Origin of the sequence: Rhodanobacter terrae (assembly GCF_042657005.1) — a bacterium.
Classification (GTDB): Bacteria; Pseudomonadota; Gammaproteobacteria; order Xanthomonadales; family Rhodanobacteraceae; genus Rhodanobacter; species Rhodanobacter terrae.
The window spans coordinates 1-13,731 of sequence record NZ_JBHSNG010000004.1 but is presented as its reverse complement, the minus strand read 5'-3'; the positions used below and the strand labels follow the sequence as shown (position 1 = coordinate 13,731).

Here is a 13,731-nt window from a genome sequence, read left to right as displayed (position 1 = left end):
TGCGCGATGCACATCACGCTTTTGTAGCAACTAGGGCGCAGGATGCGGCTGCGAAAGTGCAGGGATTCATCGTCAGCCAAGGTGGTCGTCTCGAACTGCACCAGTGGCCTTGGAAGCAGGGGGTCAGCGTCATGACTAGTGAGCAGGCATCCAGGCGTTGCGTGGTCTGGTTTGGCAAGCCCAACGCCGAGGAATGTGCTGGTCTGGCGCAAGCGGGTTGGTGCATACGGACCGGCGATGCCCAGCTGCAAGGCGGTGTGGGCATGCGGCGCGACGATATCGTGGTTGCAATGGCCGATCTGCGGCGCAGCGATTCGGATGCAGTCATGGCCGTGGGGCGGTTGATGGACAATCATCCGTGGCTGCCGTGGCTAGCTATGGTTCCGCAGGAGACCGCGGCGAGCACGCCGGAAGTGGAGCGCATCCTCCGAGCCAGTGCTGATTTCTTCACCGAACCGGTCGACATGAAACGCCTGATCGAGACGCTGAAGAGAATCGGCGACGGCGGCCTGCAGGCGGCCGAAAATACGGATATTCCCGGTATCGTCGGTGCCGTCAGTCCGAGCATGCGCGTGACTATGGCCAGCCTGCGCAAATACGCACCGGTGGAGTTGCCGGTACTGATCACCGGAGAGACCGGCAGCGGCAAGGAATTGGCGGCCCGCGCACTGCACGGGTTATCTGCCCGCTGCAAGCATCCCTTTGTTGCCATCAATTGCGGGGCATTGCCGTTGAATCTGGTGCAGTCCGAGCTGTTCGGTCACGAACGTGGCTCCTTCACCGGAGCGAACGTTCGGCGCGTCGGTCATTTCGAAGCGGCAGCCGGCGGCACGGTGTTTCTCGACGAGGTGGGTGACCTGCCGCTCGATGCACAGACCAGTCTGTTGCGTCTGCTGCAGGAGGGTACGCTGCAGCGGGTAGGTTCCAGTCAGTCGATCAAGCTGGATGTGCGTGTACTGGCCGCCACGCACGTGGATCTGGAGAAAGCTGTGGCGAAGGGGCATTTCCGCGAGGATCTTTATTACCGACTGAACGTCCTGCGACTGCACATGCCGGCGTTGCGCGAGCGCGAAGACGATGTCGAATTGCTCGCCCAGCATTTTCTCGATGCATTCCGCCTGCGGCATCATAGCCGCGCCCGTACATTCAGCAACGGCGCAAGGCAGGCACTGCGCGGTTTTGCATGGCCCGGCAATGTGCGCGAACTGCTCAACCGTGTGCAACGCGCCGCCGTGGTGGCCGAAGGCCCGCTGATCAGCGCAGCCGACCTGGATTTTCAGAGCGTGCCCGCGATATCCGCCAAACGTTCGAGCCTCGATCTGACCCGTGTTTCAGCCGAGCGCGAGGCGATACTGAACTGCCTGCATCAAAGTCATTTCAATATCAGCGAATGTGCGCGACGACTCAACGTGTCGCGGGTCACCGTATATCGTCTGTGCAAGAAGCACAAAGTGGCGCTCGATGCGCTTCGCGAAGGTGATGGGTCCCGTGCTGGACGACGGATAGACGGTGCGAACGACCATGAGTCGGCGGTGGCTCAGGGTATGTAGGGAATCTCGAAGGCGGATGCGTGATTTGCGGCGTTCGGGTCAGCCTCGCGCCATAGGTCATAGGTCTTGTCAAAGGAATCCCCGGCCCGCAGGGGACGGGCCGGGGGTTCCGGCGGTGCCCGGTTACAGGATGCCGGGTTACCGTCCTCGTTCGCCGCGCTCGGCGGCCTGCAGGGTGCTTCATTGTCCAGCTGCCGCGACTGCAACAAGCCCATTGCGATCGAAACGGGGGGATTCATCGGCGACTTTCCTTGACCCTGGCAAGCGAGAGGCGGGAGCAATGTCTGTGCCAATGACAGGCAATGCAGCAACAGCACGGGTTGGGGACGGATTCCGCAATTTGTCGCGCGGCCGGCACTGTCGCAGCGTTACAGCCGGGCACCCGCTTGCCGTCCAGGGTCGGGGTCGGCAAGTGGCGCGGTGAAGCGCTTCCGCTGGTGTGGAACATAAGTGATACAAGGTGTCGGCTGGTATACAACGCGGCCGCATGGAGCCGTGCAAAACCTGCCTCCAGGTTTTACGATGCGCGTTGTGCGTCGCCCCGGCCATGTGCTGAGGGCGGCCCGAATCCCCACCTTGGATCCCCATCGCTGGTGTCGCCTGTTGGCGAGGCCCGGAGCAAGACATGCACGAACCATCGCCGTCCAGCGCATCCTTGATGGAGCTGGGAAAGTCTTATTGGCTATCCGTCTATCGGCCGCGCGAGCTCGTGCTAGATCACGGCAAGGGCGCGCATGTATGGGATACGCAGGGCCGCGACTACGTGGATTTCGGCGCCGGCATCGCGGTCAATGCGCTAGGCCATCAGGATCCGGATCTGCTCGAGGCGCTGACCGCGCAGGCGCACAAGCTGTGGCATGCCAGCAACGTGTTCTATACCGAGCCGCCGCTGCGGCTGGCGGAAGAACTGGTGCGCGCCTCGGGCTTTGCCGAGCGGGTGTTCCTGTGCAATTCCGGCGCCGAGGCGAACGAGGCGGCGATCAAGCTGGTGCGCAAGTGGGCGGCATCGAAAGGTCGCCCACCGGAACAACGCACCATCATCACGTTCAAGGGTTCGTTCCACGGCCGTACCTTGGCGACGGTCACCGCCACCGCGCAGCCGAAGTACCAGGAAGGCTATGAGCCGCTGCCGGCCGGCTTCCGCTACCTGGACTTCAACGATGCGGCGGCACTGGAGCAGGCCTTCGCCGCGGGCGATATTGCCGCGGCGATGCTGGAGCCGGTGCAGGGCGAGGGCGGCGTGCTGCCCGCTGCACCGGGCTTTCTCAAACGCGTCCGAGAGCTGTGCGATCAACACGACGCGCTGCTGGTGATGGACGAAATCCAGTGCGGCATGGGCCGCACCGGCACGCTGTTCGCGCACACCCAGGATGAAGTGACGCCGGATATCGTGACCCTGGCCAAGGCGCTAGGTTGCGGCTTTCCGATCGGCGCGATGCTGGCCGGGCCGAAAGTGGCCGAAGTGATGCAATACGGCGCGCACGGCACCACGTTCGGCGGCAATCCGATGGCGGCGGCCGTGGCCCGGGTGGCGCTGCACAAGCTGGGTTCGCCGGAGCTGCTGGCGAATGTGGAACGCCAGTCGGCGGTGCTGCGGGCGGCACTGATACGGCTGGGTGCGGAGTTCGGCCTGTTCACCGAGGTGCGAGGCCGTGGCCTGATGCTCGGCGCGGTGCTGGCCGAAGCATACAAGGGCCGTGCCGGCGAAATGCTCGATACTTCGGCGGCTCATGGACTGCTGTTGCTGCAGGCCGGTCCCGACGTGTTGCGGCTGGTGCCGCCGCTGAACATCACCGATGAAGAGCTGGCCGAGGGCCTTGCGCGCCTACGCGCCGCATTGCAGGCCCTCACCGCGGAATAAACCGGAGAAAATCCTTCCATTGGAGCGACCACGATGAAATATCTGCACAGCATGGTCCGCGTGCACGACCTGGATGCTTCGCTGCGCTTCTACTGCGAAGGTCTTGGACTGCGTGAGGTGCGCCGGACGGAGGTCCCCGAGGGCAAGTACACGCTGGTGTTCCTGTCCGCACCGGACAGTCCGGAAGCCGAGATCGAGCTGACCTGGAACTGGGGTTCGCAGGAGGACTACGGTTCGGCGCGCAACTTCGGCCATCTGGCGTTTCGCGTGGAAGACATCTACGCGACCTGTGCCCGGCTGCAGGCGATGGGTTGCACCATCCATCGCCCGCCGCGCGACGGCCACATGGCATTCGTGCGCTCGCCCGATCTGATCTCGATCGAGCTGCTGCAGGACGGGCATATGCCGCCGCGCGAACCGTGGGCGTCGATGCCCAATACCGGCCAGTGGTGAATCAGCCTTTCGCGTCGCGCAAGGCGCCGCGCGCGGCTTCCAGCGTGTCGGCAATGTCCTGCTCGCTGTGCGCGCCGGACATGAAGCCGGCCTCGAACGCGGATGGCGCCAGATACACGCCACGTTTCAGCATGCCGTGGAAGAAGCGGTTGAACAGCGCGGTGTCCGCCGCGGTAGCCTGCGCGTAGGTCTGGACCTCTTCGGCGCTGAAGAACAAGCCGAACATGCCGCCGACGCGATTGGTACTGAACGCCACGCTCTCGCCGTCGGCCACCGACTGGAAACCGTCGGCCAGCAGACGCGTGCGTGCGGCGAGCCGGTCGTGAAAGCCGGGAGCCTGGATCAGTTCCAGCATGGCCAGGCCCGCCGCCATCGCCACCGGATTGCCGCTCAATGTGCCGGCCTGATAGATCGGACCGCTCGGTGCGATCTGCTCCATCAGATCGCGGCGGCCGCCGTAAGCACCTACCGGCATGCCGCCGCCGATGATCTTGCCGAACGTGGTCAGATCCGGCGTCACGCCGTAATGCGCCTGCGCGCCGCCGAGTGCGACTCTGAAGCCGGTCATCACCTCGTCGAAGATCAGCAGCGCGCCGGACCGCGTGCACAGTTCGCGCAGGCTCTGCAGATATCCGTCCACGGGCAGGATGCAGTTCATGTTGCCGGCGACTGGCTCGATGATCAGCCCGGCGATGTCATGGCCTTGTTCGGCGAACAAGGCTTTCGCCGCGTCGATATCGTTGTATGGCAGGGTCAGCGTGAGATCGGCATTCGCTTTCGGCACGCCCGGCGAGGTCGGCACGCCGAAAGTCAGTGCGCCCGAGCCGGCTTTCACCAGGAAACTGTCGCCGTGGCCGTGGTAGCAGCCTTCGAACTTCACGATCTTGCTGCGTCCGGTGGCGCCGCGGGCGAGCCGGATCGCCGACATCGTCGCCTCGGTGCCGGAGTTGACCATGCGCACCATCTCGATCGACGGAATCAGCCGGATGATCGTTTCGGCCATGGTGACTTCGGCCGGGCAGGGCGTGCCGAACGACAGTCCATGCTTGACCGCCCGCTCGACCGCCTCGCGCACCGCCGGGTGGTTGTGGCCGACGATCATCGGTCCCCATGAGCCGACGTAGTCGATATAGCGCGTACCTTCGACATCCCACAGATAGGCCCCATCGGCGCGTGCCGTGAAGAACGGCTCGCCGCCGACCGATTTGAACGCGCGTACCGGCGAATTCACGCCGCCGGGCATCAGTTGCCGGGCGCGCTGGAAGAGTTCGTGGTTTGTCATCGTGCGGCTCTCAATGGGAATGTTCTCAATGGGGATGTTCTTAATCGGAGGAATACATGTCGGTAAAGCGTTGCGCGGCGGCGCGTACGTCGGTGGCACGGAATACGGCGGAGATCGCGGCCAGATATTCCGCGCCGGCTTCAACCAGCGATCCGCCATTGTCCGGCGTGATGCCGCCGATCGCTACACGCGGTACACCCAGCGCGGCGCTTTGCCTCAGCAGATCGATCGAAACGCGAGGCGCCAGCGGCTTGGTGGGCGAGAGAAAAAACGTGCCGAACGAAATGTAGCTTGCCCCGGCACGGGCGGCCACCCGAGCGCATGGCAATGAACCGCGACACGACACACCGATGATCGCGTGCTCGCCGAGCTCGGCACGGACGGCGCCGATGTCGTCTTCGATCCCGCTCAGATGCACGCCATGCGCACCTATGGCCCGCGCCAGATCGACATCCCCGTCGATGATCAAGGGCACGCCATGGGTGCGGCACAACTGCAGGAGTGCCGTCGCTTCGGCATGGCGGCGTGGCGCATCGCCACTTTCGTCGCGGTACTGCAGTAGCCGCGCGCCGCCGGCCAGAGCCTGCGCGACGGCCTCCAGCAAATCGGTGCGCGGTCCATCGGTAACGGCATACAGGCCGCGGCCTGGCCATGTGGCGAGCGTATTCAAATCATGATCTCAGTTGCATGTATTGAGATACCCGGCGCCGCTGCAATGCTTTCGCATTGCCGGGCGAGTTGCGAGAATGTGCCACTCCACAGCGATCCGAAGAAGTCCGACCATGAGCCAGAGTTCCACCGAAACCCCCGCAGCCTTGCGCAAATGGATGTGCGTCGTGTGCGGCTATATCTACGACGAAGCCATCGGCGTGCCCGACGAAGGGATCGCCGCCGGAACGCGCTGGGAGGATGTGCCCGAAACCTGGACCTGTCCGGACTGCGGTACCACCAAGGACGATTTCGAGATGATCGAAATCGACTGAAGGCCGATTCCTGCCCGCAAACGGCCCGATCCCGTCACCGTAATGACCGGGCCGTCTGCTCTGATGTTCCTGTGCACTATCAAGTGCCACGCTATACAAGGAGCATCCCATGCAACAGTTCATTCCGTTCGAAGACGACTGGGACGCATTGGAAAATCTGCGTCCTGAAGATCTGATTCCTTATCGCGTCGGGCTGCTGGACAAATCCGGCCCGGTCGCTCAGCGCACCGTTCCGACGTCGCCGTCGATCTTCAGCTCATCGCCCACCCGCACGCCTATGCGATTCGCCGTGCCCGCGGACAGCTCCAGCACGTAACGCGCGGGCGCGTTGCTGGGATAGACCGGGCAGGGATCGGCCTTGCATGGCGGCACATTCGACCGGATCGATACCAGACGACGATCCGTATTGAAATACAGGATGTCGAGCGGCATCAGCGTGTTCTTCATCCAGAACCCCTGCGAGGCCTGGTAGGGAAAGACGAACAGCATGCCGTGGTCGGACGCCAGCGTGGTGCGCATCATCAAGCCGTGTTCGCGGCTGGCGTCGTCAGTGGCGAATTCCACCGAGAAGCGGTGTCCGTGCAGTTCCACGGCGGGCGCCGCGGCTATCACCGGCGCAGCGCCGGTGCCACCGGCCAGCAGGAAGAGCATCGGCACAAGCCATCGTTTCATCATGAGCGCTCATCACGTGTGGATAGATGGCCGGGAAGTGTAGCGCCGCAGTTGTGCGGGCCTTCGTCACAAATAAAATCCTCGCGCCCTCTTCACAGAAGATCGCCACGGCGCTATGATTCTCGCCCCTTCGACGAAACGTCGCTTTCGCGAAAGCCCCACGACAAACCACGACGAGAATTTCTTCTTCGCAGGTGTTGACGGTCAGGAAAAGCGATGTAGAATGGGCGGCTCACCTAGGACGAAACGTTCTGGACGCGATCGAGGAATCGGTGGCAAGTGGTTGATCTTTGACAGTGTGCGCAGGTGAATTGTGTGGACGTCTTGCGCTGGAGGGTTACGACCTGTCCAAGCAATGCAAGCGTCCAACTAGAGAAAAAGTCAGTAATGAGTTTTATCCGGTTGGGACATACGCTTCGGAAAGATAGATGGCCGAGCCCGCGAGGGTGAGGTTGTCGAAAACTTAAGTGAAGAGTTTGATCCTGGCTCAGATTGAACGCTGGCGGCATGCCTAACACATGCAAGTCGAACGGCAGCACGGTCGTAGCAATACGATGGGTGGCGAGTGGCGGACGGGTGAGTAATGCATCGGGACCTACCCAGACGTGGGGGATAACGTAGGGAAACTTACGCTAATACCGCATACGTCCTACGGGAGAAAGCGGGGGACCTTCGGGCCTCGCGCGGTTGGACGGACCGATGTGCGATTAGCTAGTTGGTAGGGTAATGGCCTACCAAGGCGACGATCGCTAGCTGGTCTGAGAGGATGATCAGCCACACTGGGACTGAGACACGGCCCAGACTCCTACGGGAGGCAGCAGTGGGGAATATTGGACAATGGGCGCAAGCCTGATCCAGCAATGCCGCGTGTGTGAAGAAGGCCTTCGGGTTGTAAAGCACTTTTATCAGGAACGAAATACCACGGGTTAATAACTTGTGGGGCTGACGGTACCTGAGGAATAAGCACCGGCTAACTTCGTGCCAGCAGCCGCGGTAATACGAAGGGTGCAAGCGTTAATCGGAATTACTGGGCGTAAAGGGTGCGTAGGCGGTTAGTTAAGTCTGTCGTGAAATCCCCGGGCTCAACCTGGGAATGGCGATGGAAACTGGCTAGCTAGAGTGTGTCAGAGGATGGTGGAATTCCCGGTGTAGCGGTGAAATGCGTAGAGATCGGGAGGAACATCAGTGGCGAAGGCGGCCATCTGGGACAACACTGACGCTGAAGCACGAAAGCGTGGGGAGCAAACAGGATTAGATACCCTGGTAGTCCACGCCCTAAACGATGCGAACTGGATGTTGGTCTCAACTCGGAGATCAGTGTCGAAGCTAACGCGTTAAGTTCGCCGCCTGGGGAGTACGGTCGCAAGACTGAAACTCAAAGGAATTGACGGGGGCCCGCACAAGCGGTGGAGTATGTGGTTTAATTCGATGCAACGCGAAGAACCTTACCTGGCCTTGACATGTCCGGAATCCAGCAGAGATGCAGGAGTGCCTTCGGGAATCGGAACACAGGTGCTGCATGGCTGTCGTCAGCTCGTGTCGTGAGATGTTGGGTTAAGTCCCGCAACGAGCGCAACCCTTGTCCTTAGTTGCCAGCGAGTAAAGTCGGGAACTCTAAGGAGACTGCCGGTGACAAACCGGAGGAAGGTGGGGATGACGTCAAGTCATCATGGCCCTTACGGCCAGGGCTACACACGTACTACAATGGTCGGTACAGAGGGTTGCAATACCGCGAGGTGGAGCCAATCCCAGAAAGCCGATCCCAGTCCGGATCGGAGTCTGCAACTCGACTCCGTGAAGTCGGAATCGCTAGTAATCGCGGATCAGCTATGCCGCGGTGAATACGTTCCCGGGCCTTGTACACACCGCCCGTCACACCATGGGAGTGAGTTGCTCCAGAAGCCGTTAGTCTAACCGCAAGGGGGACGACGACCACGGAGTGGTTCATGACTGGGGTGAAGTCGTAACAAGGTAGCCGTATCGGAAGGTGCGGCTGGATCACCTCCTTTCGAGAAAGACGGTCGCGAGCTCTCCTCGCAAGACGTCCACACAAGACACCTGTATTTCACGCGAAATCCATTTCGCGAAGAGCAAAACCAGCCATCCATGGCCGGACTCTTCAATGACAGCCGCTTCGAGTGGAGTGCGCTGGACGACGTTCCGGGTCTGTAGCTCAGGTGGTTAGAGCGCACCCCTGATAAGGGTGAGGCCGGTGGTTCGAGTCCTCCCAGACCCACCAGTTATCCCAGGTATTCCTTGGGGCCATAGCTCAGCTGGGAGAGCACCTGCTTTGCAAGCAGGGGGTCGTCGGTTCGATCCCGACTGGCTCCACCATGGATCGTCGAACGCGTGAAATAACCAGCACACAAAAGATTTTGAAATCAACCGGCATTGAGGCCGGCATGATGTTCTTTGAAAATTTGTAAACGAGTGACAAGCGTCTTGGTTCGAACCGAACCGAGACAAGTGTTAAGGCAAGTAACGAAGTGGTTTGGACGTGTGATCCCGAGGCGACTTGGGGTTATATGGTCAAGCGACTAAGCGTATACGGTGGATGCCTTGGCAGTCAGAGGCGATGAAGGACGTGGCAGCCTGCGAAAAGTGTCGGGGAGCTGGCAACAAGCTTTGATCCGGCAATGTCCGAATGGGGAAACCCACTCCGCAAGGAGTACTGCATGGTGAATACATAGCCATGCAGGGCGAACCCGGGGAACTGAAATATCTAAGTACCCGGAGGAAAAGAAATCAACCGAGATTCCCTGAGTAGCGACGAGCGAACGGGGACTAGCCCAAAAGCACATTGTGTTCTAGTCAAACGGCATGGAAAGGCCGGCCATAGATGGTGATAGCCCAGTCGACGAAAGGGCACTTTGTGTGAAATTGAGTAAGGCGGGGCACGTGAAACCTTGTCTGAACATGGGGGGACCATCCTCCAAGGCTAAATACTACTGACTGACCGATAGCGAACTAGTACCGTGAGGGAAAGGCGAAAAGAACCCCGGAGAGGGGAGTGAAATAGACCCTGAAACCGTATACGTACAAGCAGTGGAAGCCCGCAAGGGTGACTGCGTACCTTTTGTATAATGGGTCAGCGACTTACTGTCAGTGGCAAGCTTAACCGTATAGGGGAGGCGAAGAGAAATCGAGTCTGAATAGGGCGCATAGTCTCTGGCAGTAGACCCGAAACCGAGTGATCTATCCTTGGCCAGGTTGAAGGTGCGGTAACACGCACTGGAGGACCGAACCCACATCTGTTGCAATAGATGGGGATGAGCTGAGGATAGGAGTGAAAGGCTAAACAAACTCGGAGATAGCTGGTTCTCCTCGAAAGCTATTTAGGTAGCGCCTCGTGCGAATACTGTTGGGGGTAGAGCACTGTTATGGCTAGGGGGTCATCGCGACTTACCAAACCATGGCAAACTCCGAATACCAACACGTACTACACGGGAGACACACGGCGGGTGCTAACGTCCGTCGTGAAAAGGGAAACAACCCAGACCCGCAGCTAAGGTCCCAAAGTCATAGCTAAGTGGAAAACGATGTGGAAAGGCATAGACAGCCAGGAGGTTGGCTTAGAAGCAGCCACCCTTTAAAGAAAGCGTAATAGCTCACTGGTCGAGTCGGTCTGCGCGGAAGATTTAACGGGGCTAAGCTATGCACCGAAGCTCGGGGTGTGCACATTTATGTGTACGCGGTAGAGGAGCGTTCCGTAAGCCTGTGAAGGTGGATTGTAAAGTCTGCTGGAGGTATCGGAAGTGCGAATGCTGACATGAGTAACGATAATGGGGGTGAAAAGCCCCCACGCCGAAAGCCCAAGGTTTCCTCGCGCAACGTTCATCGGCGCAGGGTGAGTCGGCCCCTAAGGCGAGGCAGAAATGCGTAGTCGATGGGAAGCAGGTTAATATTCCTGCACTTTTCTTAAGTGCGATGTGGGGACGGAGAAGGTTAGGTCTACCGGGCGTTGGTTGTCCCGGGGAAAGGAGGTAGGCATGCATCTTAGGCAAATCCGGGATGCTTTATGCCGAGCACCGAGACGAGCCCTATTGGGCGAAGTGACTGACACCACGCTTCCAGGAAAAGCCACTAAGCTTCAGCTTAAGAAAAACCGTACCGTAAACCGACACTGGTAGGCAGGGTGAGAATCCCAAGGCGCTTGAGAGAACTCGGGTGAAGGAACTAGGCAAAATGGCACCGTAACTTCGGGAGAAGGTGCGCCCATTGGCGTGGTCACGTGCGTGACTGAGCGTCGATGGGTCGCAGTAACCTGGCCGCTGCGACTGTTTATCAAAAACACAGCACTCTGCAAACACGAAAGTGGACGTATAGGGTGTGACGCCTGCCCGGTGCTGGAAGGTTAATTGATGGGGTCAGCCGCAAGGCGAAGCTCTTGATCGAAGCCCCAGTAAACGGCGGCCGTAACTATAACGGTCCTAAGGTAGCGAAATTCCTTGTCGGGTAAGTTCCGACCTGCACGAATGGCGTAACGACAGCGGCGCTGTCTCCACCCGAGACTCAGTGAAATTGAATTCGCTGTGAAGATGCAGCGTTCCCGCGGCAAGACGGAAAGACCCCGTGAACCTTTACTATAGCTTTACACTGAACGTTGAGTTCTTCTGTGTAGGATAGGTGGGAGGCTTTGAAGCGCAGACGCCAGTTTGCGTGGAGCCATCCTTGAAATACCACCCTGAAGTGCTTGACGTTCTAACCTCGACCCGTAATCCGGGTCAGGGACCGTGTATGGTGGGTAGTTTGACTGGGGCGGTCTCCTCCCAAAGAGTAACGGAGGAGCACGAAGGTACGCTCAGCGCGGTCGGACATCGCGCACTGTGTGCAATGGCATAAGCGTGCTTGACTGCGAGATCGACGGATCAAGCAGGTACGAAAGTAGGTCATAGTGATCCGGTGGTTCTGTATGGAAGGGCCATCGCTCAACGGATAAAAGGTACTCCGGGGATAACAGGCTGATACCGCCCAAGAGTTCATATCGACGGCGGTGTTTGGCACCTCGATGTCGGCTCATCACATCCTGGGGCTGTAGCCGGTCCCAAGGGTATGGCTGTTCGCCATTTAAAGTGGTACGCGAGCTGGGTTCAGAACGTCGTGAGACAGTTCGGTCCCTATCTGTCGTGGGCGTTGGAGATTTGAGGGGGGCTGCTCCTAGTACGAGAGGACCGGAGTGGACGTTCCGCTGGTGTTCGGGTTGTCATGCCCATGGCATTGCCCGGTAGCTACGAACGGAAGTGATAACCGCTGAAAGCATCTAAGCGGGAAGCACGCCCCAAGATGAGATCTCCCGAGAGCTTGACTCTCCTTAAGGCACCATCAAGACCAGGTGGTTGATAGGTCAGGTGTGGAAGCGCAGCAATGCGTTGAGCTAACTGATACTAATGAGCCGTGAGGCTTGACCATATAACCCCAAGACGCTTTGTTTGCAGATCCCTCTGCGAAGAGCCCGGCCATCCTTGGCTGGACTCCTCGAAAGAGCGATCTCCTTGACACCGTCTCGATTCACATTCACCTCGACGCTTGTCACTCGTTTACGATGTATTCCACGTGAGATCCCTCTCACGGAAGAGTCAACAACCGGCCATCCGTGGCCGGACTCTTCAAAGTATGTGGAGCCGGCGCTTACGCGCTGCTCCCACCCCTTCCCTGGCGGCCATAGCGGCGTGGTACCACCTGATCCCATCCCGAACTCAGAAGTGAAACGCGCATGCGCCGATGGTAGTGTGGCTTTGCCATGCAAGAGTAGGTCACCGCCAGGGGCTTTATTCCTAAAAACCTCCACCCGAAACGGTGGGGGTTTTTTCTTGTCCGGATATTCCCGCGGCGGTCGACGGTCGCGACGGCTCTGCCTGCCCGGTGGCTTTCAATCCAGGACATCCCTCACGCTCATCGGGGTTTGCTCTTGCAGGCCGCGTCTAAGAACCCGGGCTGTCCGTCATCGCCTATGATGACGAGTGCGCTGCGTCCAGTCGGCGCCTGAGGGAGCGGCTCTTGTTTGTTCACGTCGAAACGCGTCGTCGTCCTCGTTGGCATTGGGCCACCTTGCTGGTGGTGACTGTCTGTGTACTGTGCTTTGTTGGCTTGGCGTTGACCCCGCCGCCGCAACGGATTTCATTTCTGCTGGAATGGGGTACGGTACCGGCGAACATCTTCGACCCGCATGAGGCGCTGCTGCCGCAGTTGACCGACACGGCACTGCTGCGATTGTTCACCGCGCTGTTCATCCACGTCACGTGGCTGCACCTGCTCAGCAACCTGCTATTCCTGGTGATCTTTGGATTGCCGGGCGAGCGCGCGCTGGGCTCTCTGCGGTTCTTGTTGCTGTTCGTGATCGGTGGCGTTGTAGCGAACTTGATCGGTGCGCTGTCGCTGACGGGCGTGCGCCTTCCCATTATCGGTTGCAGCGGTGCCGTGTCAGCAGTTGTGGGCACGTATGTTGCGTTGTTTCCGAGAGCCAAGCTGGGTCTGGTACTGCCGCTGGGCTTGTACCTGGAGTTCGTTCGCGTGCCGGCGTTCCTGCTGATCGGCATCTGGGTGCTGCTGCAATTGCTGTTCAGCTACGCAGGACCGAGCTATGGCGCCTATGTCTGGTGGGCACACATCGGCGGCTTTCTGTTCGGCCTGGTGTTTGCGCTGGTTTCGCGCGACTCGATTGCCCGCCGTCTGCGCGGTTGAACGCGAAAACCCCTTTTAGGCGGCGGCGCTCCAACCATGCCGACGGGAAAACTGGCGCAAAAGCCGGCGTGCGATTGGGGTCGCCGCCACCGCGTTGAATATCTGCAAGGGATCCGTACCTTTGTCGACTCCCCGTAAACTTGATCCAGGCATAAGCAGAGGTCTCCGGGCAAACTAGCCCCAAGGAGACCCACGATGCGCAAGAGCAAGTTCACCGAAAGTCAGATCGTCGCGACGCTGAAGCAGGTC

At 59.7% G+C, this 13,731-nt stretch carries 8 protein-coding genes, 2 tRNA genes and 3 rRNA genes; 10 read left to right on the top strand and 3 right to left on the bottom strand.

The window, feature by feature from the left end; all coding sequences use genetic code 11:
* Window positions 1-131: 131 nt before the first annotated feature.
* The 3 genes from ACFPPB_RS05255 (at window position 132) to ACFPPB_RS05245 (ending at window position 3,864) form a co-directional block, all read left to right on the top strand.
* Complete coding sequence (locus ACFPPB_RS05255) at window positions 132-1,550, top strand: sigma-54 interaction domain-containing protein (protein ID WP_377325464.1); 1,419 nt, start codon at window positions 132-134, stop codon at window positions 1,548-1,550.
* A 625-nt stretch (window positions 1,551-2,175) separates the two neighbouring features.
* Window positions 2,176-3,411, top strand: coding sequence for an acetylornithine/succinylornithine family transaminase (locus ACFPPB_RS05250; protein ID WP_377325066.1), 1,236 nt, complete (start codon window positions 2,176-2,178; stop codon window positions 3,409-3,411).
* A gap of 33 nt (window positions 3,412-3,444) precedes the next feature.
* Window positions 3,445-3,864 carry a VOC family protein gene (locus tag ACFPPB_RS05245; RefSeq protein ID WP_377325064.1) on the top strand — a complete coding sequence of 140 codons (420 nt, stop codon included), beginning with the start codon at window positions 3,445-3,447 and terminating at the stop codon, window positions 3,862-3,864.
* 1 nt (window position 3,865) lies between these two features.
* Here ACFPPB_RS05245 and hemL read toward each other — a convergent pair whose 3' ends face one another.
* Both hemL and thiE read right to left on the bottom strand, forming a co-directional pair.
* Window positions 3,866-5,146 (bottom strand): glutamate-1-semialdehyde 2,1-aminomutase, encoded by a 1,281-nt coding sequence (gene hemL / locus ACFPPB_RS05240; protein ID WP_377325062.1) that lies wholly within the window; start codon window positions 5,144-5,146, stop codon window positions 3,866-3,868.
* 40 nt (window positions 5,147-5,186) lie between these two features.
* A complete protein-coding gene (gene thiE / locus ACFPPB_RS05235; RefSeq protein WP_377325060.1) occupies window positions 5,187-5,816 on the bottom strand; it encodes a thiamine phosphate synthase in 630 nt (209 codons plus the stop codon).
* Between the two features lie 112 nt (window positions 5,817-5,928).
* On the opposite strand from thiE, the gene ACFPPB_RS05230 reads away from it, so the two are divergent.
* Window positions 5,929-6,129: a rubredoxin gene (locus ACFPPB_RS05230; RefSeq protein WP_072762234.1), complete on the top strand. Its 201-nt coding sequence runs from the start codon at window positions 5,929-5,931 to the stop codon at window positions 6,127-6,129.
* Window positions 6,130-6,348: 219 nt separating this feature from the next.
* Here the strand turns inward: ACFPPB_RS05230 and ACFPPB_RS05225 are convergent, their stop codons facing one another.
* A complete protein-coding gene (locus tag ACFPPB_RS05225; protein ID WP_377325462.1) occupies window positions 6,349-6,801 on the bottom strand; it encodes a DUF192 domain-containing protein in 453 nt (150 codons plus the stop codon).
* Window positions 6,802-7,265: 464 nt separating this feature from the next.
* Between ACFPPB_RS05225 and ACFPPB_RS05220 the strand changes: the two genes are divergently transcribed.
* The 6 genes from ACFPPB_RS05220 (at window position 7,266) to ACFPPB_RS05195 (ending at window position 13,482) form a co-directional block, all read left to right on the top strand.
* Window positions 7,266-8,810: ribosomal RNA gene (locus ACFPPB_RS05220) — 16S ribosomal RNA — on the top strand.
* Between the two features lie 153 nt (window positions 8,811-8,963).
* A tRNA-Ile gene (locus tag ACFPPB_RS05215) sits at window positions 8,964-9,040 on the top strand.
* A gap of 19 nt (window positions 9,041-9,059) precedes the next feature.
* Window positions 9,060-9,135, top strand: a tRNA-Ala gene (locus ACFPPB_RS05210).
* Window positions 9,136-9,328: 193 nt separating this feature from the next.
* Window positions 9,329-12,210, top strand: a 23S ribosomal RNA gene (locus tag ACFPPB_RS05205).
* A 242-nt stretch (window positions 12,211-12,452) separates the two neighbouring features.
* Window positions 12,453-12,566 (top strand): 5S ribosomal RNA (rrf, locus tag ACFPPB_RS05200).
* The 16S, 23S and 5S rRNA genes sit together here with 2 tRNA genes alongside, the layout of an rRNA operon.
* A gap of 232 nt (window positions 12,567-12,798) precedes the next feature.
* Window positions 12,799-13,482 carry a rhomboid family intramembrane serine protease gene (locus ACFPPB_RS05195; RefSeq protein ID WP_377325058.1) on the top strand — a complete coding sequence of 228 codons (684 nt, stop codon included), beginning with the start codon at window positions 12,799-12,801 and terminating at the stop codon, window positions 13,480-13,482.
* Window positions 13,483-13,731 lie beyond the last annotated feature (249 nt).